Consider the following 20,129-nt stretch of genomic DNA (forward strand, 5'->3'; position numbering starts at 1 on the left):
TAATCCTTCCCTCTGCTTTCAGGGTCAGCTGTGTCAAACCATCTTTGTCCTGAATTCCCTTGACACTGTAATAAGAAAATCTTCCAGATGTTCCCCGGGTATCCTCGCTCCGGCAGCCGCCGGATGGCCTCCTCCAGAACCCTCAAACCTCAGAGATACGAGCCTCAGTGTCTCATTTAAATCCACAGGAAAGTCGGCGTGCCGTCTGAAGGTAATGTCGTAGTGGCCGTTTCTCCTTACCATGCACAATCCCACCCCAGCACCTGTCTTACCTATGGCAAACTTTGCGGCCTTTGTGGGTGAGACGCCCTTTGGCAGCTTTCTCACAACCGCCATGCCCTCAATTAGCTCCACATGCTTATTCACAAAGTCGTACAGCTTCCATTCTTTCTTTGTTGCCCTTATAGCCCTGGCGACCACCTCATCTATCTGGCTCGGCATCTTCTTTTTTGCCAGGTTTCTTACAACCATCTTCTTGAAATCATAGTCAAACTTTGAGTCCCCCAGGCTCTGAGACAGAATCCCCGCCTCCATGTATATTGTTCTTTTGTCGAAGTAATTAAGTTCTGTGCTGATAAAATCTGTTCCATCGTTAAAGTCGGATATGGCACCAAAAAGGGCCACCCTTTCCATATCCCTGTCAAGGCCATCTCTAAATATGCCCCTCCTGAAAAGCTGGTATGTGAGCTCAGAGGAGGACCTGCTGGTGTCGCTCAGAATCCTATGGCAGGGGATATCCCCTGAGAGTGTTTCTAAAGGTAGGGGGTGATGGTCAATATAGACCACTTCCCAGTTTTTTCCAATTCTCTCCAGCTCTTTGAAAATCTCGAACTTGTCCTTTTCAGAGATGGCGATGTCACATATCACAAAAAGCCCCTTTTTTCCTTCCGGCTCATCTGGAAATTCTCTGAGGTCCTTGAGAAAACCCGTCGGATGGGAAAACCATATCTCTGCCCGGGGATATCTTGCGACAGTCAGGGCCCCTGAGCACACGCCATCGGTATCTCCATGAATGAAAACTCTTACATCCATGGAGGATTTTTGTTATAAACCGGATATAAAGATTATATTTCAAATCTCGAAACAAAAAGTGGTAAACTGGAGTAAAGATAAGAAGTACGGGCTCAGGTTTGAACCGGGAGATTGGCGGTCCAACCCGGCTAGGGTTTGGCACAGCCTATTCCCAGGCCGAACAGACCTCTGAGGGTTCGTCGGCCACCAAGAGCCCCTAGCTGAAAGCTCGGGGTCTGGTTATTCTCCCCTAAGCCCGCAATATATACCGCGTGTTTGCCTAATATAAAGATTATCTTTCGGAATTCGAAACTACACTCGTGTTTTTCCATTGAATTCCTGCAGAAAGAAAATCAGCAAAATTGAAGTAAAGATAAGAAGTACGGGCTCAGGTTTGAACCGAGAGGTTGGCGGTCCCGCCCGGTGAGGGAGGGGGTTATTTTTGCCTGCTCTCGAGCCGGACAAACCCGAGGGGTATGTCAGCCACCGAATTCCCTAGCTGAACTCTGGGAATCCGGTTATTCTCCCCTAAGCCCGTAATATACACCGCGTGTTTGAATAATATAAAGATTATCTTTCGTTATACGAATCGATTCTCATAATTTTTAGTCCCTTTCCTGGCTTTCCGGCATAGGTGGTGCACTCCATGCCATGGTCATCGTAAACTTCTCTAAGCACCCCTGCCAGCTCTCTGCCAGCTATCTCTGTGGAGTCGCACAGAGCTATGCACGCCGGACCTGAGCCGCTTATTGCAAACCCCAGAGCACCCGCCCCTAACGCAGCTGACCGGAGCTCCCCGAAGAGAGGTATATTCCTGCTTCGCACCGGCGTGGCAAAATAGTCCCGCATCCCGGCGCCTATGGCTTCGCCATCGCCGCGCAGCATGCCAGCCACGAACAGAACAGCACTGGAGAGGTTGCGCACATGCGTTGCTAGAGGCAGACTCTCTGGAAGCATCTCCCTTGCCAGGCGCGTTTCCACCTCGACCTCAGGCAGGATAACCGCATACTCCAGAAATTCTGGTGGGGTGATGGATAGCACCCTCAGCGGCGAGTAGCTCACACAGGTAAAGCCACCGTACAGGCAGGCGGCGATATTGTCCGCATGTTCTGCGCCTGAGAAGTGCTTCTCGCCCTGGAGCGCAAATTTGAGAATCTCTTCTCTGCTCATTCCCAGGTTAAAAAGCTCATTTAGGCCGTATGCTGCGCCAGCCGCCGATGCGGCGCTTGAGCCCAGGCCGCTCTTCAGCCTGATCCTCTTGTTTATAGAGATTTCCACCCCCCTCTTGATGCCATTTGCAGAGAGCACACGCGAGGCGACGTAGCCGGCGATGTTCTCCTCGCTGCCCTCGGGCACGGGGTATCCCCGGGCCTTAATCCTCACACCCTCCTCAATTTCCCTGAAACCCATCTCGTCCGAGGGTGAACTCAGCGCCAGACCGAAGACATCAAAGCCCGGGCCTAGGTTTGCACTCGTCGCGGGAGAAACTACCTTTATCACAGCTTTACATAAATCTTTAACATGATACTTTTCCAATTGAGAGGAGCTTGATTTTGAAAGTACAAAAGTATTATATATAGGTGGTATTACCTCATACCAACGGAGGAATAGTAGTGGCTAAAGGCAAAGGTGACGCCAAAAAAGAGTTCAAGTACCTGGTCAGGATAGCCGGTACTGACATAGATGGCAAGAGGAAGGTGCCGGTAGGGCTGGCGTTCATAAAAGGTATTGGCGTGAGAACAGGCGAGGTGATATGTCGCCTCGGGAAGGTGAATCCCGAGAAGAGGATTGGTTACCTCACGGATAAAGAGATTGAGAAGCTGGACAGGCTGGTGACCGAGTTCCAGAATCAGAAACTGCCCAGCTGGCTGTTCAACCGCCGTAAAGATTATGAGACAGGTAAAGACCTGCACGTCATAGGTTCAGACCTTGCAATAGCGCTGAGGGAAGACCTCAATCGCTTGAGGAAGATACGCAGCTACCGCGGAATAAGACACGAACTGGGCCTGCCAGTGCGTGGACAGCGCACCCGCACCGGCTTCAGACGCGGCATAACCGTGGGTGTTCACAAGAGGAAAGCAAAGAAGTAGGGTGATTTCATGGGAGACCCTCGTAGAATACGGAAAAAGTACCATACGCCTTCACATCCATGGCAGGCTGACCGCATTCAGGAAGAGAAGAAACTGCTTGCCGAGTATGGGTTGAAGAATAAGCGCGAGATATGGAAGGCTCTGGCGATACTCCGGGGCATTCGTGGCCAGGCAAGGGAGTTACTCGGCAAGCGAGGTGAGCAGGCAAAGCGCCAGGAAGAGCTTCTGATAGCGCGCCTCCACAGGCTGAATCTCCTCAAAGAGGGCTCCAGCCTGGACGATGTGCTGGGACTTACAGTTAAAGATATCCTTGAGAGGAGGCTTCAGACGCTGGTGTACAAGAAGGGCTTGGCATTCACAATGAAGCAGGCGAGGCAGTTCATTGTGCATGGGCATATCTCAGTGGCTGGAAGGAAGGTCACATCGCCGAGCTACCTGGTGCGCGCTACGGAGGAGGATGCCATCTCCTACGTTGAGAACTCGCCGGTAAGGAACATCCAGGTGGTCAGGAAGGAAGAAGCAAAGGAGGAGGCGGCGTAAAATGGCAAAAAAGCAGGAAGAACACTGGGCTATAGCGCATATCTACTCCTCCTTCAACAACACCATAATCCACATAACCGATTTAACAGGGGCAGAGACGATAAGCAGGTGGTCTGGCGGAAGGATAGTCAAGGCGCACCGCGACGAGTCCTCGCCCTATGCGGCGATGCAGGCGGCGATGCGCGCCGCCGAAGAGGCGATGGAGAAGGGCATAGTCGGCGTTCATATCAAGGTCAGAGCCCCGGGCGGAAGCGGTCCCAAGACCCCCGGCCCTGGAGCACAGCCTGCGATACGCGCCCTTGCGAGAGCAGGACTCAGGATAGGCCGCATAGAAGATGTGACGCCAATCCCCCACGACGGCACAAAGAGAAAAGGTGGTAAGCGCGGGAGGAGAGTATAACCTTGGAAGTGCGTGTTATTGAGGGCGACAGCAGAAGGGCGAGGATTCTGCTTGAGGATGCCCACCACAACTATGCAAATGCACTGAGGCGGGCAATTCTCAGTGAGGTGCCCACTCTTGCAATAGAGGATGTAATAATCCATGAGAACACCTCCTCGCTGTACGACGAGATACTTGCCCACAGGCTTGGGCTTGTGCCAATACGCACAGATTTAGAGCGGTTCAACTTCCGTGATTCCTGTGTCTGCGAAGGCAAGGGCTGCCCGAGCTGTACCCTGACGCTTACCCTTGAGGAAGAGGGACCAAAGATGGTGTACTCCCACGACCTGAAATCACCCGATCCCGAGCTGGCGCCTGTGGATGGCATACCGATAGTAAAGCTGGGTAAAGGCCAGCGTCTGAGGCTGGAGGCAGAGGCTGTGCTTGGCAGGGGTAAGGAGCATGCGAAGTGGCAGCCTGCTGTGGTCGGTTACAAGTACTATCCGGTGATTGAGGTCAACGAAAAATGCACCGCATGCGGCGAGTGCGTTGAGGCCTGCCCCCGCGATATTCTCGCCATAGAGGACAGCAAGCTGGTGGTTAAGGACATCGAAGCGTGCACAATCTGCAGGGCCTGCGCTCAGGCCTGTGAGGAGGAAGCAATAAGTGTTAAAGGAGACTCCACCCGGTTTATATTCATCATTGAGAGCAACGGCGCCATGTCCCCGGTGGAGATATTCCGCGAGGCCTGCAGGATAATCTCCAAAAAAGCTGAAAAGATGGTATCATTGTTATAAGATATTACGGCACCATGCGGGGGTGGCCGAGTTGGACAAAGGCGCAGGATTGAGGGTCCTGTCCCTAAGTGGGTGCGAGGGTTCAAATCCCTTCCCCCGCATATAATAATTCTTGCAAACGGTGCAGCAAGGAGGCACAATGTCTATGAAGATGAACAGAGCTACAAATCCAGTGCTCAGGAGCTTAATTGTTGACCTGGCAAAGAAGACTCATGAGGTAGGTTCACCTGTGTGGCGCGACCTTGCGGCGAGGCTGGCAAGGTCCAACTCGCGCCGCGCGGAGGTTAATATAAGCAGGATTGCGAGGTACACCCGGAAGGGCGACATTGTCGCTGTGCCGGGCAAGGTGCTCGGCGCAGGGAGAATTGGCCACGCAGTAACCGTTGCCGCCTTTGCTTTTTCAGATAAGGCGAGGCAGAAGATAACCTCTGCGGGAGGACGCTGCCTTTCGCTGGGTGAGCTTGTGCAGGAGATACCCGAGGGTTCAAATGTGAAGATTATGGAGTGATATCATGAAGGTGATTGATGCTTCGGGTTTGATAAAGGGTCGCCTGGCAAGCTATGTTGCAAAAGCCCTGCTTGAGGGTGAGGAAGTTGTTGTGGTTAATGCCGAGAAGGCGGTAATCAGCGGCAACAGGGCGAACATCTTTTCCAAGTACAGCGAGAGACGGGAGAGGAAGAGCCTTGTTAATCCGCGCCGCCATGGGCCGCACTACCCCCGCAGGCCGGAGATGATAATAAAGCGTGCAGTGCGCGGAATGCTGCCCTACAAGCAGGCCAGGGGAAGGTCTGCTTACAAGCGCCTTCGCGTCTATGTGGGCGTGCCCGAGGAGTATGCGGATGCAGAGAAGATTACCTTCCCGGATGCCAGCTACAGAAAGCTGAAGATTCCAAAGTATGTTACCCTTGAGGAGCTGAGCACCTACCTTGGGGCAAAGTTTTGAGGTGATTTGATGAAGATAGTTCACAGTGTTGGCAAGCGGAAAACCGCGATTGCGCGGGCCACTGTCAGACCTGGTGCAGGGAGGGTCAGGATAAACAGGATTCCTGTTGAGATAATTGAGCCTGAGATGGCAAGGCTGAAGATAATAGAGGTCCTTGAGCTCGCCGGTGATGTTAGAGATACGGTGGACATAGATGTGCGCGTGAGAGGTGGCGGCTTCATGGGTCAGGCAGAGGCTGTAAGGACAGCAATAGGTCGCGGTCTGGTGGAGTACACCGGTGACCTGAAGCTCAAGGAGACCTTCATGAGCTATGACAAGACAATTATAAAGGGCGACGCTCGCAGAGCAGAGCCAAAGAAATACGGCGGGCGAGGAGCAAGAGCAAGAGCCCAGAAGTCATACAGGTGATTATGTGTTAGTACCTGTGAGGTGTTTCAGCTGCGGCGCAGTAATCGCCGACAAGTACGAGGAATTTAAACGCAGGGTGGAGGATAAAGAGGACCCGAAGGAGGTGCTCGATTCACTCGGGGTCACGCGCTACTGCTGCCGCAGGATATTGCTAAGCCACCGCGATTTCATCGACGAGGTAATCAAACTTGAGGAAAAGGGGCCGTAGGGTAGCCTGGACTATCCTCCCAGCTTGGGGTGCTGGTGACCTGAGTTCAAATCTCAGCGGCCCCATACCTCTTCCGCTAGCCAAGGAGGAAAAAGCGTGAAGCTCACGAAGTATGAGAAAGCCCGCATCATAGGTGCCAGGGCGTTGCAGCTCTCGATGGGTGCTCCGCCCCTGATAAGAATTTCAGAGGATATGCAGGATCCGATAATAATATCGATTAAAGAGCTGGAGAAGGGTGTGATACCCATAAGTGTGCGCAGGCGAATGCCTGAGAAGAAGCTGCTGGGTGAAGAGGAATGATTCCGACCATTATAGAGGATGTCAGGGCAAGAAAAATTGTCGACTCCCGTGGCAACTGGACGGTTGAGGTCGACGTTATAACCGACTACGCCATTGGAAGGTGCGCAGCACCCAGCGGAGCGAGCACCGGAAAACATGAGGCGAGGGCCTTCCCGGACGGAGGCGTGGACAAGGCGATAATAGAGGTCGAGGAGACCATCGCCCCCGAGCTTCGCGGAATGGATGCAATAAACCAGGAGGAGATAGACCGCACACTGCGTGAGATAGACGGCACAGAGAATTTCTCCAATATAGGGGGCAATGCCGCCGTTGCTGTATCGCTGGCCAACGCCAAGGCGGCTGCTGCTTCCTACGGCATTTCCCTGTTTCAATTTCTCGGGGGCACCTTCTCATGTGAGCTTCCCTACCCTCTGGGCAACGTTATAGGCGGCGGTGCACATGCCGCCAATGCCACAGATATTCAGGAGTTTCTTGTTATTCCCGTCGGAGCCCGCGATATCGCCGAGGCAATATGCACCAATGCAGAGGTTCACAAGAAGTTGAAAGGCGAGCTTGTTAAGAGGAGCAGTGCAACCCTGGGCAAGGGCGATGAGGGTGCATGGGCACCTTCTATAAGCGATGTGGAAGCCCTCAATGTGCTTAGCGAGGTGTGCGACGCCGTAGCGCAGGAGACGGGGGTTAAGCTCCGCCTCGGTTTGGACGTTGCTGCGAGCCAGATGTGGAATGAGAATAAGAAGTGCTACATCTACCCGCGTGAGGGTAGGGAGCGAACCAGTGAGGAGCAGGTGGACTACATCGCCAGCCTTATAGAGGAGTACAACCTCTACTATGTCGAAGACCCTGTGCAGGAGGAGGACTTCGAGACCTTTGCGCAGCTCACATCCCGCGTTAGGTCTAAAGCTCTCATCTGTGGCGACGACCTCTATGTTACCAATGTTGAGAGGCTGAGGCAGGGTATAGAGAAGGGTTCCACAAATTCAATACTCATAAAGCCAAACCAGTGCGGAACCCTGACAGACACCTTCAGTACGATTAACCTCGCCAAGGACGAGAAGCTTACCCCTGTTATATCTCACCGCTCCGGCGAGACCACAGACGAAACCATAGCTCACCTCGCTGTGGCTTTTAACATCCCAATAATTAAGACAGGTGTTATTGGTGGGGAGAGAATAGCAAAGCTCAATGAGCTTATACGCATCGCAGAAGAGCTGACGCCGAGCAGGGCGAAGCTTGCGAGACTTCCAAAATTTTGAAAGGAGGCAAATTATGGAAACGAAGCTTACCTCTCTGGATAACTATCTTGCGGCAGGAGTACATATAGGAACACAGCAGAAGAATGCAGACATGATGCCCTACATCTACAGGGTTCGCCCGGACGGGCTTTATGTGCTGGACGTTAAGAAGACCGACGACCGCATCGCCACAGTGGCGAAGTTCCTTGCCAAGTTTGAGCCCGGCAAGATACTTATTGTTTCAAGGCGCCAGTACGGGCAGAAGCCGGTGGAGCAGCTGGCGCGCATGATTGGCGCGAAGGCGATAGCAGGACGCTTCATACCCGGCACACTCACCAACCCCAAATTGAGGTACTTTATTGAGCCCGATGTGCTCCTGGTCACCGATCCCAGGGGCGATGAGCAGGCGCTGCGCGAGGCTGCGGATATAGGAATACCTGTCGTGGCTCTGTGCGATACCGACAACAGCGCCGCTGGCGTGGATGTGGTGATACCCACCAACAACAAGGGCAGAAAGGCGCTGGCGCTGGTGTACTGGCTTCTTGCGAGAGAAATTCTCAGGGCGAGGGGAATGGAGGCAGATTTTTCTCTGGAGGAGTTCGAGGGTGATATGTGAGCTGGGCTCAGGTTAATTTTTCTCAGATATCCTTTTGAGAGCGAGATACAACAAATTATTTAGGGGAGGAGGTCAAAACTATTATCCATGCGCAGCCCAGCAGTTGCCGGGCAATTTTACCCTGCCTCGCGGGAGGCCTTGATTGAGCAGATTGAGCGCTGCTTTTTGCATCCTCTTGGCCCTGGAAAGCTCCCGGCTGGCGAAGAGGTTGAAGCTCGCGATATAGTTGCGGCTGTGGTACCCCACGCTGGCTATTTCTACTCAGGTTATGAGGCTGCACAGGTTTACTATGCACTTTCGAAGCAGGAGAAGCCGGAGAGCATCGTCATCCTGGGCCCCAATCACACCGGCATGGGAAGTCTGGTGGCTGTTTCGGCGCAGGACTGGCAGACTCCTCTGGGCGCTGTTGAGTGCGACCGCGGGCTTGCAGAAGAACTGTGGAAGAATTGCGACATTGTGAACAGAGATGAGGTTGCTCACGCCTATGAGCACTGCATCGAGGTTCAGCTGCCCTTTTTGCAGTACATCTACCGCGACTTCAAATTTGTGGCCATCTCTCTGGCACTTCAGGACCTGGAGGTTGCGAGGGAAATTGCCGCATGCCTTGCTGAGGTTGAGAAGGACATTTTAATCCTGGCCTCCAGTGATTTCACCCACTACGAGAGTGCCTCCCGGGCAAGGGAGAAGGACATGTTTGCGATAGAGGCGATTCTTGCGCTGGATGAAGCGCTGTTTATCAAGCGCGTCTATGAGCACGATGTATCAGCCTGCGGCTACGGCGCAATTGCAGCGGCGATGGCCGCGGCCAAGCGGCGAGGCGCAAGCAGGGCGGAGCTTCTGAAATACGGAAACAGCGGCGATGTCACAGGAGACTATGGAAGCGTGGTTGCATATGCGGGGATTGTGTTCAGAAAGTGATGGCTTGTTGATAAAATCCATGTAAAAAGCGAAAGACATATATATGCACATGCTTGCAGAGTCTTCAGGGGTTTAAATGAAGCTTAAATTCAGGTTGATAGATGTCCTCAGGGTAAAATTGGGGGAGACAGAGGGGGTAGACAGGGAGCTCATTGAGAGGCTTGATGATATTGAGGAGAGTCTGGAGAGGGGAAGATGGCGCATCTCCTGATTATAGCTCTCCAAGTGCGGCTATGAATCTCCTGTTTTCCTCAGGCGTACCCACGCTCACTCTAACGTAGTGGGCATCCAGGCCCGGGAAGGATTCGCATCCGCGGGTGATAATACCTCTTTTCATCAGCTCCTCAGCTATGTCCTGCCTCTCAGTGCGGAAGAGAACAAAATTTGCATGCGAGGCAAAGGGCTTGATGCCCTGGATTTTATTCAGCTCTTCTATCAGGTATCTTCTCCCTTCTCTCACAATCTCAATGCTTTTCCTGAGAAATTCTCTATCTTCAAGCGCCGCAATCGCCGCAACCTGCGCCAGGAGGTTGACGCTGAAGGGCTGCCTCACACGCGCAAGGTAGCCTATAACCCTCTCGTTCGCGAGGCAGTACCCCACGCGGAGGCCCGCCAGCCCAAAGGCCTTGGAGAAGGTTCTCAGTACTATGAGGTTCTCATACTCCTGCACGAGGTGGACGAAGCTTTTCTCAGAGAACTCCGCATAGGCTTCGTCCAGCACCACCACTGCACCGCTCTCCAGGATATCCCTGAGCAGCTTCTCGGGAATCAGGTTTCCCGTGGGGTTGTTGGGGGAGCACAGGAAGATGAGTTTGGCCTTCTGTGCGGCGCTGCACAGGCCCCCGGCATCAAAGCTGTAGTCAGATTCGCCCTCCCTGAGCGGGACCTCGATGCACCGCGAGCCGTACATGGTTATGAGAATCCTGTAGTAGGAGAAGGTTGGCGGCGTAATCACAGCAGAGTCGCCGCGGGAGAGGAAGATTTTTGCGCACTGCTCCATCACATCGTCGCTGCCGTTGCCCACGAGAATATTCTCCGGCGGCAGGCCAAGGTAGCTGGAGAGGGCATGGCGAAGCTCTCCTGCCATTGCATCTGAGTATATGTTCACCTTGGCGGCATTCTCCCTTATCGCCTCCACCGCCCCGGGGGGCACTCCGAGGGGGTTTTCATTGGAGGCGAGCTTGATAATCCTCTCCTCCGGCAGAGAGAAGACGCGGGCTATCTCGGCAACACTTCTGCCGGGGATGTAGGGAGACACGCGCTTTATCTCTTCCTTCACCAGCCTCTCAATCATCTCCTGCCTCCTGGAGTATCCTGTCCAAGCGAGAGCACACCTCATCTATCTGCCCTCTGGTTATGACCAGAGGCGGGGCGAAGCGGAGTACAGTATCGTGGATGCAGTTGAGGAGCAGCCCCTCTTTAAGCCCCTCTGCCACAATTTCACCGCAGGGTATGCTCAGCTCCATACCTATGAGCAGACCTCTGCCGCGTATCTCCTTTATTACCTCATGCTTCTCCTGGAGCTTCTTCAGCTCTGCCATGAAGTAGTCCCCAAGCTCGCGGGCGCGCCTGGCTAATTGCTCCTCCTCAACAATTTCAAGCACAGCCTTTGCCACGGCGCACGCGAGGGGGTTGCCTCCAAAGGTGGAGGCATGGTCGCCCGGGGAGAAAGCATGCATAATCTCTGGCTTTGCAAGCATCGCACCTATGGGGAAGCCTGCGCCAAGGGCCTTGGCGAGGGTGAAGATCTCCGGCTCTATCCCCAGGCCCTGCCAGGCGAACAGCGTACCCGTGCGTGCTATTCCTGTTTGAACCTCGTCCAGCACGAGAAGCACACCACGCTCATCGCAGAGCTCCCGAACCTCCTTGAAGTAATCCTCAGGCGGCACAACCACGCCTGCCTCGCCCTGTATGGGCTCCAGGAGCACCGCACCGGTGTCTCTGGTGATTGCACTGCGCAGCGCCTCGATGCTGCCGTATTCCACATGCGCAAAACCCGGCACCAGAGGCTCAAAGGCTCTGCGGTACTTCTCCTGCCCTGTTGCCGAGAGGCTTCCGAGCGTTCGCCCGTGGAAGGAGTTCCTTGCTGCGATAATCTCCCTCTTGCCGGTGTGCTTCCTTACCAGCTTTATCGCGGCCTCCACCGCCTCTGTGCCCGAGTTGCAGAAGAAGCTCTTATACCCGGAGGTGAGTTCGCACAGCTTGCGGGCGAGCTCCACCTGGGGCTGGGTGTAGTAGAGGTTGGAGACATGCATGAGCTTTGAAGCCTGCTTATTAAGTGCACTGAGCACCTTTGGATGCGAATGACCGACGCTGAGTACAGCTATACCGGCGATGCAGTCTATGTACTCTCTGCCCTGGATGTCTTTAACCACAGCACCCCTGCCCTCGGCTATTGCAACCGGCTGGCGTGTATAAGTTTGAGCGACGCAGCGCCTGTCCAGCTCGACGATTCTGTCGAAGTTCATGCACAGAAGTAGCGGCGGGGGAATAAAAACTTTGCCTCAGCTACCTCACCGGGAACTTCTCGTAGAGCACCTTTCGCCTCGCCTCGAGCATGAGCTCCTCCTTGCCGGCGAACTGCGCAGCACTCACAACACGCTTTTTCAGCCTTTCCGCTACCTCAAAAACCCTGCTGAGCTTCTGCCTCCACTCAAGGTCGCGAAGCAGGTGGTGGTCAAGCACAAGCGTCTCCACCCGCGTTTCCTCGAGGATTCTCACCAGGTTGGCTATGGAGGCGTCCAAACTCTTCTGAGCGTAGCGGTAGCCCAGCATGTAGCTCATGGGCCCGTCGATGTAGACAGTGGAGGGGTTCTGCCGCAGTATAAATTCCGCCTGCTCCTCTATGCTCGGCCCCTCTACATCGCTGCTGAAGAGGAAGCACTCTCCGCCGTCGCGCACCCCAACCTCTGTGACGTACCCCAGCCTGGGATTGGTGCCGTGGTAGACTGGCTTTGAGAAAACAAGCTCAGTCTCGCCGAAGGTGTAGCTTCTGCCGTCGCAGTACTCAATGCTCTCAGGAAGCTCTCCAAGCTTTTCAAGGAAGTAGCTCGCCCTGCGCTTCTGACTCAGGTTGATTTTCTGCGTCGGGTGCTTGAGGAGCACAAGCTTGTTCTCATATATCTCCGGCTCCTCGGGCGAGTGGTGGTCGTAGTGGTAGTGGGTGACCACAAGCACATCGCTGCGCTTTGCAGAGCTCTTGATTCGCTCCCAGTCCTCCTCAAGCTTCTGGTACTCCAGGGGGTGGGGAGGAAGTCCATATCTTCTCGGTCCCAGAGCCACTCCCGGGTCTATGAGCACCCTGACCTCAGAGGTCTCCACGCAGGTGGCCATGCTCCTGGTACCCATTGAGTCGCTCGCTAAAAGCTCCACCTTCATTTCTGCATTTCATCTTTTTCATCAGCGTTACTTTAATTTTTCTACCACCCTCTGCGATGGGAATGTTGTTAAGGTATAAATAAAGCAAAAACTGAAGTATTGTTAGAGGCGAGGGATATGGTTTTCAATATTCCCCTGAACAAAAATGAGAAGCTCCGCCTGGTGGTTGAGAGGATAGACACGAGCGAGAAGGTCAGAGCCTACATCGAGGCAGCGAACATCACAGCGATAGCGAGGTTGGGCTACAACGACCACGGCTATGTGCATTCGAAGATTGTGGCCAACATAGCGCTGAAGATGCTCCGCGTTCTGGTTAAGCATGGCATAAGGCCGAGTGTCGTCAAGGACCATAATCTTGATGTGGAGGATGCAGAGGTTGTTGTTGTGCTCGCCTCTGTTCTGCACGACATAGGCATGGCGGTGCACAGGATAAAGCACGTGGAGTACGGCACCGCTATAGCCTTCGGGCTTCTCAATGAGCTTCTCGAGGATATCTACGATGAGCGCGCAAGAGCTATAGTGGTGAGCGAGGTTCTCCATGCAATAGCCAGCCACGAGGTGGGTGTTAAACCTCTAACCATTGAGTCGGGCATTGTCACCATCGCTGACGCCCTGGACATGGCGGGCGGGAGAGCAAGGATACCCTTCTCAAAGGGGAAGATAGACATACACAGCGTATCTGCGATGGCAATTGAGGGCATTGAGGTGAAGGAGGGTGAAGATGTCCCCCTGAAAATCAAGATAAAGATGAGCAACTCCGCGGGCATCTTCCAGATAGATGAGCTTTTAAAGCCCAGGGTGCAGGAGTCAGGGCTAGGTGAATACCTACACATCGAGGCGGAAATAACCGGTGAGGAGAAGAGGATTCTGGAGAAGATTGAGCTGTAGCATATGCGGTTATCAGCCAGACTGTTTTAGAATGATAATGTTGCCCCTGCCCTTCTTTATCTTCTTGATTCTACCCCTGTGTTCCAGGTCGGTGAGCATCAGGCTGAGTTTTGCCTCAGAGCATGCGAGCCTTTTCCTCAGCTCGCTCTGCTTCATCCTTCCACCCTCACCTCTGATAATCTCAAGCACCCGGGCGAGGTCCTCGGGTAGAGGTTCGGGCTCTTCCTCCCTTCTTCTTCTCTTTATATAATACCCAAGAAAAATTGCTGAAATTATTAAAACAGCTATAGCCATCCAGGCGCTTCTGTTGCTCTGCTTTCCCTCTTCGAGGATGCTCACATCTATGTCATCAAAGAAAAACTCCTCTTCAAGGGTTGGGAAGAGTATCAGGTCTACTCTGTAGCTCCCATTCTGGGGCACCTGAAGCACCTCCTCGGCCTCAAGCTTGAGGAGGTTGTTCTCATAGTACCTCGCCCTGAGGGCATAAATTCCTTCTGGCACAGAAAATGAGTAGTCCCCCTCCTTTGAAACCATGACCTGCTCGGGGGTGGTGTTCACCTCAACAACTACGCCACTGAGTGGCTCAAAGGTTTCCCAGTGGTAGATATTTCCATAGATCTGAGCTGAATGGACGGTGGGCAGGCAGAGGAGTAAGAATAGCAATGCTCTCATATGAGAGTAATAATCGCTCTGCCTATTAAATATTTTTCTATGAAGTGAAATAAAGGGTAGAAATTGTCAATAAATCAAAATAAAGTATTATAAAGCTTTAAATCCCATCCCACCGAAAGTATCCTTATATTAACAGAGGTGGGAGTGGTGATAGAGGTGATAGAAATGAAGGCGAAAAAGATTCTATCAATTGCCCTGGCGGCGATGCTTGTGCTCAGCCTGATGCCACTGAGCTATGCACAGCCTCCAGGGGGAAAGGTACCTGAGCGCTACAAGGTGGCAAAGGCGGACTACATAAATGCAATGGAAGCATACAAGAATGCCAGACAGGACTACCTCCGGATGAAAGAGGTGAGAGGGAAAGGCTTCAATGGGGTAACCCTTGAGAAGGCAAAGAACTTCCTCCTGCGCAGTATAGAGGCGATGGTCGCCCGCCTCGAAATGGTAAAAGCACGGGTGGATATTACCCCCGGGCTGGACGAGGAGAGGAAGGCTGCGATTACAGAGGATCTGGACAGCTACATAAACTGGCTGGAGGAGAGGAAGCAGAAGGTAGAGGGGGCAGAGAACCGGAAAGAACTTGTGGAGATAGCGAAGGAAGTAAGAAAGAAGTGGGCCGAAGTACGGGTGGAGATGAAGAAGATAGCCGGTGAAATCATCATCTCGAGGATAGATTCGGTGCTTGAGAAAGGAGAGGAGATAGGAGACAGGCTTGAAGCAAAAATCGAGGCAATGAAGGAGGAGGGCTACGAGACCGGGGAGCTCGAATCCCTTCTGGCGGACTACAGAGAGCACATGAATCTCGCCAGGGAGAACAGAGACAGAGCCAAGGAGAAGTTTGAACAGATATCTTCAGTCGAGGATGCGCGTACCCTCTTCAGGGAAGGCAAGGGGTTTGTTAAAGAGGCAAACAGGCACATAAGGAAGATGTTCAAGGACCTGAGGCAGATTATAAGGGAGATAAAGAAGAAAGAGGTCAGGGTTGGAGGTATCGGTTTCCTGGCGGCCAATGGGAATGGTACCGTCGTTATACAGGGCACCGGCAGCGTCTTTGTTAAAGGTGATGGGGAGCTTACCGTCAGGGTGGTCAATGGCACAGTTCGCGTTGCAGGAGAGGGAGAGAAACAGGAGAACAGCGACGGGAGCGTGACCTATTATGGCTTTGGCAAGGCTCTGGTTGCAGGTCAGGACATCTATGTAAGCGTAACCGGCGAAAACCTCAAGATCAGGGCGAGAGGCAAAGGTACAGCAACCCTCTCAGGAGAGGGCACATATAAAGCAGCTAAGAAGCAGGCTAACTGGAGCGGAGAGGTGACCTATGGAGGCGGGCAGAGTGAGGATTAGACTGGCTGTTCTGGGCATCCTCCTGCTCGGTATTCTCCTTCCGGGATGCACATCAAAGCCTGAGGAGAGGGTGGGTGTTAACCCGCCTCCGGTGGAGGAAGAGGTCTACGAACCCCTGACAAGCGAAGTAGAGGATGCAGAAATTGACACCCTCTTCCAGGAGGTGCAGGAACTGGAAGAGTTCCTAGATGAGATGGAGCAGGGAGATTCTCTGGAATTGAGTCTGTGATGGGCCTGGCCCATCCCTTTTTTCTTTTTTCTCAGCACGTTGGTTTGTACAAAAGCCGCCCTGCCTGGGCTACTATGAAAAGTTTTAAATATATACAAAAAATGATAGTATTGAAGAGGGGCCTGGCATTATGGGAGTCTCAATCACAATCGCCTCTGGGAAGGGTGGCGTTGGCAAAACAATGCTCACCAGCAACCTTGGTATTGCCCTCGCCCAGTTTGGCAGAAATGTGACAATACTGGACGCCGATATAGACATGGCCAATCTTGAGCTTCACCTCGGAATGGAGGGGATGGGGGTCACACTGCACGACGTGCTTGCAGGAAAGGCAGAGATATCCCATGCAATCTACCCAGGGCCGGGGGGTGTTAAGGTTGTGCCCGCTGGTATAAGTCTGGATGGACTGCGGGAGGCAAGGCCGGAGAGTCTTGAGGCTGTGCTTGATAAACTTCTGAGGGAAACAGAAATTCTCATTATAGATGCTCCCGCGGGACTCGGCAGGTCGGTGGTCACAGCCCTCGCCGCAGGAGAGAACCTCCTGCTCGTGATGAATCCCGAGATTTCCTCCATAAGCGATGCCCTTAAGACCAGGGTAGTTGCCGCCAGACTGGGTTCCAATGTCCTCGGTGCTGTACTCAACCGCATGGGCTTTATTGGGGACAACATGGCCATTCAGGATGTGGAGTTAATACTCGAGACCCGTGTGTTGGGGATTATTCCCGAGGACCCTGAGGTGAGGAGGAGTACCACCTACGGTGAACCGGTGATTCTTCGAAAACCGGACTCACCTGCATCCCTCGCGATAAAGAGCCTTGCGGCAGATTTAATTGGGGAGGAGTACGTACTTCCATCACAAAAAGAGAAGAGCTTTGTAAGACGTCTTATAGACGGCCTCTTCGGGAGAATTTGAGGTCATACAACCCCTTTGACCTTAAAGTCCACGAAGCACTTCGCCCTTGTAGTTATGCCAAATTTCTGCCCCACTTCTTCTGCGGCCATCCCGGAAATTTCCTCCAGCTCCTTTCTGATCTTATCCTCCAGGGCTCTATCTCTCGTTCCAATCAGTCCTCCGGAGTACTGCGCAAGAATATTCACAAATAACTCCAGTGCCTCTCCATTTCTGCTGGAGGTAACCATAACCCGCCCTCTTTTAATTTTTGAGTTTTGGGCCATCTGTTTCTCCATAATTTTTCTGAATTCCCTTGCAATATCCACAGCGCTCTGCCCATGAAAGAAGTAATCAGAGATTACAAGGCTCAGGACATCATCGTAGGTCTTTTTATGGGTCTCTTCCCCTGGCACCTGTACAGACTGCTTGACCAGACTTTTCTTTTCTGGCCTTTTTTCTGATACGACGCCTCCTATTATCTTTTTCAGATACATGTTGAGCAGAGGGACATTGGGCTTCCTGGTAAAATCCAGATATATCATAGTATCTCCAAAAACCTTTATATAGTGCGCTCCATCGCCTCTTTCAATAAGTATCTCTTCCAATCCGTCTAAATCGAAGAGTATTGATAGTTTAAACGTGAGTTCTTCGTAGTCATCAACATCATATGCGGTCACCTCTCCATCCCTGTTTATGAGAACACAGCCCTTTATGTACCTGAAGCTCTTTTTCAGCTTCTCGATGTTCTCCTTCAAATTAATATCATCTCCCATCACTCACCACCTACGGTATTTTGTACGACCTTCTTGGATTCTCCCGGGAGTTCAATCTCCATTTCAGAGATATCTTCGTCAATAATTTCATAAACATCGAGAATTGCTTTGCTTTCATTTAGAAGCCTTTTATAATTTCCATTTATATATGTAAGATTCCCGCCTCTATACACCAGTATAACCTTTTTTGCCACCTTGGAAAAAGCCTCTATGATGACATTTCCACGGGCCTTTCTGATTTCTCTGATATCCTCTATTATATTTCTGCTAATTCTCGTATCCACTTTGTAGACCAGGTATTCGTCATTTTTAGCCTTTATTTTCCTGTGAGGCATGTACAATGCAATTACCAGCTCTCTCTTCCCTTTTAAAGGCTTTCCCTTCTCAATAAGTACCTTCCCTGCCTGCACCACCACCATTGACTTGCCGTCGGTGGCCTTTACCAGGTACTTCTTCGAAATCTTTATCAGTTCACTTAAACCTGCGGTATCCCGATATATTTTTATAGGCTTCATATTACCTGCAACTTTTAATAAAAGATATTTCCCAAACACCGTTAATTAATCCGGTGCATCACCTCATACTGAAAATCTTTTCGACATCGTCCCAGTTTTCCTCAGACTCCTCTTCCGGCGTAGCCTCTGGCTTTACCTCCTCTATCCTTTCATCTTCTTTCGGTTCCACCTTTATCTTTTCTGGCCTTGCCACAGGTTTCTCAGGAAATATCTTCCGCAGATACATGTTGAGCAGTGGAATATTTGGCTTCTTTGTAAAATCAAGGCATATCAGCTTATCATCATAGACCTTTACATAACTTGCCCCACTGCTCTTTTCAATGAGTATCTCTTCAAGTCCATTCAAATCAAATAGGATGGAAAGCTTAAATGCCATTTCTTCCTGATTATCTACGTCGATAGTTACAACCTCTCCATTCCTATCTAAAAACATGCAGCTCTTAATATATTTGAAGCTCTTTTTCAGCTTCTCAATATCTTCTCTCATATGGATACCCCCGAGATTATGTCGGTGACATCAGACAACACCGTAGCCTCGGGAATATTCTTGTCGAAAAACACCACCAGGTCAACATCTTCCTGTCTGAGGATTATCGTATTGAAGTCAGAGAATTTCACCTTAGCTGATGTGTACTCCTCGCACAGTTCACCTATCAGAGCAGCAGGTATAATAGCCATCTCCTTCAGGTCCCTCTTCTCCTCTCCCCCGATAATCTCCCCGTCCTTTATAACATAGCACGATATAACATTCTCAAGCGATGCAATATCGCTTGCAAGCTTATGGGCGATAATATCCTCCAATTCCATCACCAAAGGCGTGTTGTATTATCCGCTGTATTTCCTCTTCAGAGGGGTCCCTCAGCTTGAACCTCTCAAGCACGTCTCTCCTTGAAACCCTCAATTCCTCTCTCAGTACCTCGTAAATATCAAAAATTGCCTTGTTTTCTGTCAGAAGCTTATTGTAGTCACCCTCAAAACACACCAGGTTTCTGTTTTTGTACACCAGGGTGACCCTTTTTGCCTTCTTTGAGAACGTTTCCACCACTATGTGCTCATAATCCCTTATGATTCTTTCGAGGTCAGCTTTTACATTTCTACTTATCATGGTGTCTATTTTGCACACGAAATATTCGGCATTCTTCAAACTCATCTTCTTCTGGGCCTCATACAGTGCAATAACCACCTCCCTTTTATCCTTTGGAGGGTCTCCCTTTGCCAGAATAATTTTTCCAGATTGTATTACCACCATTGATTTGCCGTCGGTGGCCTTTATCAGGTAGTTCTTGGAAAGCCTGAGCAGGTCTTCCATATCAACGGTATCCTTATATACCTTTATGGGCTTCATATTCCCATCCCGGGTGTCCCAAACCCACGTTTTGCGATTGTGTTCACCAATCTTCTACAATTGATAGTGAAATACAGATATAGTTAGAAACATTATTATATATAAAGTTAACTTTTTGGTTTATACAAATTATGTCTGGAATCCTCCACAATGACTAAGTTAAATTTATTAAATAAAATTTTTTCCAAAATTTCCCTGACGTAACAGGATGTTGTTCAACCTGCTTTAATTCCGTGTTTCAGAGAGCACATCGGAAGCTATTTTGCCACAAGTGTTGCCCAACTTGGAGCCACAGCGAGAACACTGCACGGTGAATTCTCAACAATCTCCTGTGCAACGCTGCCGGCGAGCGAAGGATTAGGCAAGTTCACTCCAACCACAATCATATCTGCGCCTTCCTCTCTGGCAGTATTGACCACCTCCTCCGCTGTTTGTCCTATCTTAATAATCTCCTTTGCCTTCACACCACTATCCCTGAGGCAGGTATTTGCCATCTCCAGGGCTCTTTTACCCCTATCGTTTATTAAATCTCTGAAGTCCTTACCCTCCTCCTTGAGGGACTCCAGAGTCTCTTTAAACTGTGCATCTCCCAGCAGGTTATAGTGATACACATCACTCATGGGGGCAACATATACAAACTGAAGTTCTGCCCC

29 protein-coding genes and 2 tRNA genes are annotated in these 20,129 nt (G+C 51.5%); 19 read left to right on the forward strand and 12 right to left on the reverse strand.

Annotated features, from left to right (window positions below; translation table 11 throughout):
• Positions 1-33: 33 nt before the first annotated feature.
• Together ACXJJW_RS01515 and ACXJJW_RS01520 are read right to left on the reverse strand one after the other, a co-directional pair.
• Complete coding sequence (locus tag ACXJJW_RS01515; RefSeq protein ID WP_456473952.1) at positions 34-1,032, reverse strand: DHHA1 domain-containing protein; 999 nt, start codon at positions 1,030-1,032, stop codon at positions 34-36.
• 549 nt (positions 1,033-1,581) lie between these two features.
• On the reverse strand, positions 1,582-2,511 hold the full coding sequence (locus ACXJJW_RS01520) for a homoserine kinase (RefSeq protein ID WP_456473953.1): 930 nt from the start codon (positions 2,509-2,511) through the stop codon (positions 1,582-1,584).
• Positions 2,512-2,624: 113 nt separating this feature from the next.
• Between ACXJJW_RS01520 and ACXJJW_RS01525 the strand changes: the two genes are divergently transcribed.
• The 15 genes from ACXJJW_RS01525 to ACXJJW_RS01595 all read left to right on the forward strand — a co-directional run bounded on the left by ACXJJW_RS01525 (position 2,625) and on the right by ACXJJW_RS01595 (position 9,654).
• On the forward strand, positions 2,625-3,101 hold the full coding sequence (locus ACXJJW_RS01525) for a 30S ribosomal protein S13 (protein ID WP_456473954.1): 477 nt from the start codon (positions 2,625-2,627) through the stop codon (positions 3,099-3,101).
• Between the two features lie 9 nt (positions 3,102-3,110).
• Entirely contained in the window at positions 3,111-3,641 is a 531-nt protein-coding gene (locus ACXJJW_RS01530; RefSeq protein WP_456473955.1) for a 30S ribosomal protein S4, read from the forward strand.
• Between the two features lies 1 nt (position 3,642).
• A complete protein-coding gene (locus ACXJJW_RS01535; protein ID WP_456473956.1) occupies positions 3,643-4,041 on the forward strand; it encodes a 30S ribosomal protein S11 in 399 nt (132 codons plus the stop codon).
• Positions 4,042-4,049: 8 nt separating this feature from the next.
• The gene (locus tag ACXJJW_RS01540; RefSeq protein ID WP_456473979.1) at positions 4,050-4,817 is read left to right on the forward strand and encodes a DNA-directed RNA polymerase subunit D; all 768 of its coding nucleotides are present in this window, start codon (positions 4,050-4,052) and stop codon (positions 4,815-4,817) included.
• Between the two features lie 16 nt (positions 4,818-4,833).
• Positions 4,834-4,918, forward strand: a tRNA-Leu gene (locus tag ACXJJW_RS01545).
• 44 nt (positions 4,919-4,962) lie between these two features.
• Positions 4,963-5,325: a 50S ribosomal protein L18e gene (locus tag ACXJJW_RS01550; protein WP_456473957.1), complete on the forward strand. Its 363-nt coding sequence runs from the start codon at positions 4,963-4,965 to the stop codon at positions 5,323-5,325.
• 4 nt (positions 5,326-5,329) lie between these two features.
• Positions 5,330-5,761, forward strand: a complete 432-nt coding sequence (locus ACXJJW_RS01555) for a 50S ribosomal protein L13 (protein WP_456473958.1) — start codon at positions 5,330-5,332, stop codon at positions 5,759-5,761.
• A 6-nt stretch (positions 5,762-5,767) separates the two neighbouring features.
• Positions 5,768-6,169: a 30S ribosomal protein S9 gene (locus ACXJJW_RS01560; protein WP_456473959.1), complete on the forward strand. Its 402-nt coding sequence runs from the start codon at positions 5,768-5,770 to the stop codon at positions 6,167-6,169.
• 4 nt (positions 6,170-6,173) lie between these two features.
• Complete coding sequence (locus ACXJJW_RS01565; RefSeq protein ID WP_456473960.1) at positions 6,174-6,377, forward strand: DNA-directed RNA polymerase subunit N; 204 nt, start codon at positions 6,174-6,176, stop codon at positions 6,375-6,377.
• Positions 6,368-6,442 (forward strand) — tRNA-Pro (locus tag ACXJJW_RS01570). The genes ACXJJW_RS01565 and ACXJJW_RS01570 overlap by 10 nt, the downstream gene beginning before the upstream one ends.
• Positions 6,443-6,473: 31 nt before the next feature.
• Positions 6,474-6,677 (forward strand): DNA-directed RNA polymerase subunit K, encoded by a 204-nt coding sequence (locus ACXJJW_RS01575; RefSeq protein WP_456473961.1) that lies wholly within the window; start codon positions 6,474-6,476, stop codon positions 6,675-6,677.
• A complete protein-coding gene (gene eno, locus ACXJJW_RS01580; protein WP_456473980.1) occupies positions 6,677-7,930 on the forward strand; it encodes a phosphopyruvate hydratase in 1,254 nt (417 codons plus the stop codon). The genes ACXJJW_RS01575 and eno overlap by 1 nt, the downstream gene beginning before the upstream one ends.
• Positions 7,931-7,943: 13 nt before the next feature.
• Positions 7,944-8,525 (forward strand): 30S ribosomal protein S2, encoded by a 582-nt coding sequence (gene rpsB, locus ACXJJW_RS01585; protein WP_456473962.1) that lies wholly within the window; start codon positions 7,944-7,946, stop codon positions 8,523-8,525.
• Positions 8,526-8,612: 87 nt separating this feature from the next.
• Entirely contained in the window at positions 8,613-9,443 is an 831-nt protein-coding gene (locus tag ACXJJW_RS01590) for an MEMO1 family protein (protein WP_456473963.1), read from the forward strand.
• Positions 9,444-9,519: 76 nt separating this feature from the next.
• On the forward strand, positions 9,520-9,654 hold the full coding sequence (locus ACXJJW_RS01595) for a hypothetical protein (protein WP_456473964.1): 135 nt from the start codon (positions 9,520-9,522) through the stop codon (positions 9,652-9,654).
• Here the strand turns inward: ACXJJW_RS01595 and hisC are convergent, their stop codons facing one another.
• Genes hisC through ACXJJW_RS01610 form a run of 3 tightly spaced genes read right to left on the reverse strand, consistent with a single transcriptional unit; the run spans position 9,655 to position 12,821 of the window.
• A complete protein-coding gene (hisC, locus tag ACXJJW_RS01600) occupies positions 9,655-10,782 on the reverse strand; it encodes a histidinol-phosphate transaminase (RefSeq protein WP_456473965.1) in 1,128 nt (375 codons plus the stop codon).
• Complete coding sequence (locus ACXJJW_RS01605; RefSeq protein WP_456473966.1) at positions 10,730-11,911, reverse strand: acetylornithine transaminase; 1,182 nt, start codon at positions 11,909-11,911, stop codon at positions 10,730-10,732. Before ACXJJW_RS01605 ends, hisC begins: the two co-directional genes overlap by 53 nt.
• 40 nt (positions 11,912-11,951) lie before the next feature.
• Entirely contained in the window at positions 11,952-12,821 is an 870-nt protein-coding gene (locus ACXJJW_RS01610) for a hypothetical protein (RefSeq protein ID WP_456473967.1), read from the reverse strand.
• 117 nt (positions 12,822-12,938) lie between these two features.
• Here ACXJJW_RS01610 and ACXJJW_RS01615 point away from each other — a divergent pair, with 117 nt between their 5' ends.
• Complete coding sequence (locus tag ACXJJW_RS01615) at positions 12,939-13,709, forward strand: HD domain-containing protein (protein WP_456473968.1); 771 nt, start codon at positions 12,939-12,941, stop codon at positions 13,707-13,709.
• A gap of 12 nt (positions 13,710-13,721) precedes the next feature.
• Here the strand turns inward: ACXJJW_RS01615 and ACXJJW_RS01620 are convergent, their stop codons facing one another.
• The gene (locus ACXJJW_RS01620) at positions 13,722-14,381 is read right to left on the reverse strand and encodes a helix-turn-helix transcriptional regulator (protein WP_456473969.1); all 660 of its coding nucleotides are present in this window, start codon (positions 14,379-14,381) and stop codon (positions 13,722-13,724) included.
• Positions 14,382-14,546: 165 nt separating this feature from the next.
• Between ACXJJW_RS01620 and ACXJJW_RS01625 the strand changes: the two genes are divergently transcribed.
• The 3 genes from ACXJJW_RS01625 to minD all read left to right on the forward strand — a co-directional run bounded on the left by ACXJJW_RS01625 (position 14,547) and on the right by minD (position 16,864).
• A complete protein-coding gene (locus ACXJJW_RS01625; protein ID WP_456473970.1) occupies positions 14,547-15,725 on the forward strand; it encodes an AAA family ATPase in 1,179 nt (392 codons plus the stop codon).
• Positions 15,700-15,954, forward strand: a complete 255-nt coding sequence (locus ACXJJW_RS01630; RefSeq protein ID WP_456473971.1) for a hypothetical protein — start codon at positions 15,700-15,702, stop codon at positions 15,952-15,954. The genes ACXJJW_RS01625 and ACXJJW_RS01630 overlap by 26 nt, the downstream gene beginning before the upstream one ends.
• Before the next feature lie 130 nt (positions 15,955-16,084).
• A complete protein-coding gene (minD, locus tag ACXJJW_RS01635; protein WP_456473972.1) occupies positions 16,085-16,864 on the forward strand; it encodes a cell division ATPase MinD in 780 nt (259 codons plus the stop codon).
• Positions 16,865-16,866: 2 nt separating this feature from the next.
• On the opposite strand, the gene ACXJJW_RS01640 is transcribed toward minD, so the two are convergent.
• From ACXJJW_RS01640 to ACXJJW_RS01665, 6 genes are all read right to left on the reverse strand, one after another.
• Positions 16,867-17,616 (reverse strand): hypothetical protein, encoded by a 750-nt coding sequence (locus ACXJJW_RS01640; protein WP_456473973.1) that lies wholly within the window; start codon positions 17,614-17,616, stop codon positions 16,867-16,869.
• Entirely contained in the window at positions 17,616-18,131 is a 516-nt protein-coding gene (locus tag ACXJJW_RS01645) for a hypothetical protein (protein WP_456473974.1), read from the reverse strand. Before ACXJJW_RS01645 ends, ACXJJW_RS01640 begins: the two co-directional genes overlap by 1 nt.
• A 58-nt stretch (positions 18,132-18,189) precedes the next feature.
• Positions 18,190-18,618 carry a hypothetical protein gene (locus tag ACXJJW_RS01650; RefSeq protein WP_456473975.1) on the reverse strand — a complete coding sequence of 143 codons (429 nt, stop codon included), beginning with the start codon at positions 18,616-18,618 and terminating at the stop codon, positions 18,190-18,192.
• Positions 18,615-18,938 carry a hypothetical protein gene (locus ACXJJW_RS01655; RefSeq protein WP_456473976.1) on the reverse strand — a complete coding sequence of 108 codons (324 nt, stop codon included), beginning with the start codon at positions 18,936-18,938 and terminating at the stop codon, positions 18,615-18,617. The genes ACXJJW_RS01650 and ACXJJW_RS01655 overlap by 4 nt, the downstream gene beginning before the upstream one ends.
• Positions 18,910-19,476: a hypothetical protein gene (locus ACXJJW_RS01660; protein WP_456473977.1), complete on the reverse strand. Its 567-nt coding sequence runs from the start codon at positions 19,474-19,476 to the stop codon at positions 18,910-18,912. The genes ACXJJW_RS01655 and ACXJJW_RS01660 overlap by 29 nt, the downstream gene beginning before the upstream one ends.
• 257 nt (positions 19,477-19,733) lie before the next feature.
• A partial coding sequence (locus ACXJJW_RS01665) for a universal stress protein (protein ID WP_456473978.1) occupies positions 19,734-20,129 on the reverse strand: 396 nt, incomplete at its 5' end.

The sequence above is a fragment of the Candidatus Pyrohabitans sp. genome (assembly GCF_054014795.1).

What these genes read in the sequence shown, in the direction of transcription:
- ACXJJW_RS01645 (WP_456473974.1), bottom strand. Translation starts at nt 18,131, where the DNA reads ATGAAGCCTATAAAAATATATCGGGATACCGCAGGTTTAAGTGAACTG.
- ACXJJW_RS01650 (WP_456473975.1), bottom strand. Translation starts at nt 18,618, where the DNA reads ATGAGAGAAGATATTGAGAAGCTGAAAAAGAGCTTCAAATATATTAAG.
- ACXJJW_RS01610 (WP_456473967.1), bottom strand. Translation starts at nt 12,821, where the DNA reads ATGAAGGTGGAGCTTTTAGCGAGCGACTCAATGGGTACCAGGAGCATG.
- hisC (WP_456473965.1), bottom strand. Translation starts at nt 10,782, where the DNA reads ATGAGGTGTGCTCTCGCTTGGACAGGATACTCCAGGAGGCAGGAGATG.
- ACXJJW_RS01530 (WP_456473955.1), top strand. Translation starts at nt 3,111, where the DNA reads ATGGGAGACCCTCGTAGAATACGGAAAAAGTACCATACGCCTTCACAT.
- rpsB (WP_456473962.1), top strand. Translation starts at nt 7,944, where the DNA reads ATGGAAACGAAGCTTACCTCTCTGGATAACTATCTTGCGGCAGGAGTA.
- ACXJJW_RS01535 (WP_456473956.1), top strand. Translation starts at nt 3,643, where the DNA reads ATGGCAAAAAAGCAGGAAGAACACTGGGCTATAGCGCATATCTACTCC.
- ACXJJW_RS01555 (WP_456473958.1), top strand. Translation starts at nt 5,330, where the DNA reads ATGAAGGTGATTGATGCTTCGGGTTTGATAAAGGGTCGCCTGGCAAGC.
- ACXJJW_RS01660 (WP_456473977.1), bottom strand. Translation starts at nt 19,476, where the DNA reads ATGAAGCCCATAAAGGTATATAAGGATACCGTTGATATGGAAGACCTG.
- ACXJJW_RS01590 (WP_456473963.1), top strand. Translation starts at nt 8,613, where the DNA reads ATGCGCAGCCCAGCAGTTGCCGGGCAATTTTACCCTGCCTCGCGGGAG.
- ACXJJW_RS01630 (WP_456473971.1), top strand. Translation starts at nt 15,700, where the DNA reads ATGGAGGCGGGCAGAGTGAGGATTAGACTGGCTGTTCTGGGCATCCTC.
- ACXJJW_RS01550 (WP_456473957.1), top strand. Translation starts at nt 4,963, where the DNA reads ATGAAGATGAACAGAGCTACAAATCCAGTGCTCAGGAGCTTAATTGTT.
- ACXJJW_RS01655 (WP_456473976.1), bottom strand. Translation starts at nt 18,938, where the DNA reads ATGGAATTGGAGGATATTATCGCCCATAAGCTTGCAAGCGATATTGCA.
- ACXJJW_RS01625 (WP_456473970.1), top strand. Translation starts at nt 14,547, where the DNA reads ATGAAGGCGAAAAAGATTCTATCAATTGCCCTGGCGGCGATGCTTGTG.
- ACXJJW_RS01515 (WP_456473952.1), bottom strand. Translation starts at nt 1,032, where the DNA reads ATGGATGTAAGAGTTTTCATTCATGGAGATACCGATGGCGTGTGCTCA.
- minD (WP_456473972.1), top strand. Translation starts at nt 16,085, where the DNA reads ATGGGAGTCTCAATCACAATCGCCTCTGGGAAGGGTGGCGTTGGCAAA.
- ACXJJW_RS01595 (WP_456473964.1), top strand. Translation starts at nt 9,520, where the DNA reads ATGAAGCTTAAATTCAGGTTGATAGATGTCCTCAGGGTAAAATTGGGG.
- ACXJJW_RS01605 (WP_456473966.1), bottom strand. Translation starts at nt 11,911, where the DNA reads ATGAACTTCGACAGAATCGTCGAGCTGGACAGGCGCTGCGTCGCTCAA.
- ACXJJW_RS01620 (WP_456473969.1), bottom strand. Translation starts at nt 14,381, where the DNA reads ATGAGAGCATTGCTATTCTTACTCCTCTGCCTGCCCACCGTCCATTCA.
- ACXJJW_RS01615 (WP_456473968.1), top strand. Translation starts at nt 12,939, where the DNA reads ATGGTTTTCAATATTCCCCTGAACAAAAATGAGAAGCTCCGCCTGGTG.
- ACXJJW_RS01640 (WP_456473973.1), bottom strand. Translation starts at nt 17,616, where the DNA reads ATGGGAGATGATATTAATTTGAAGGAGAACATCGAGAAGCTGAAAAAG.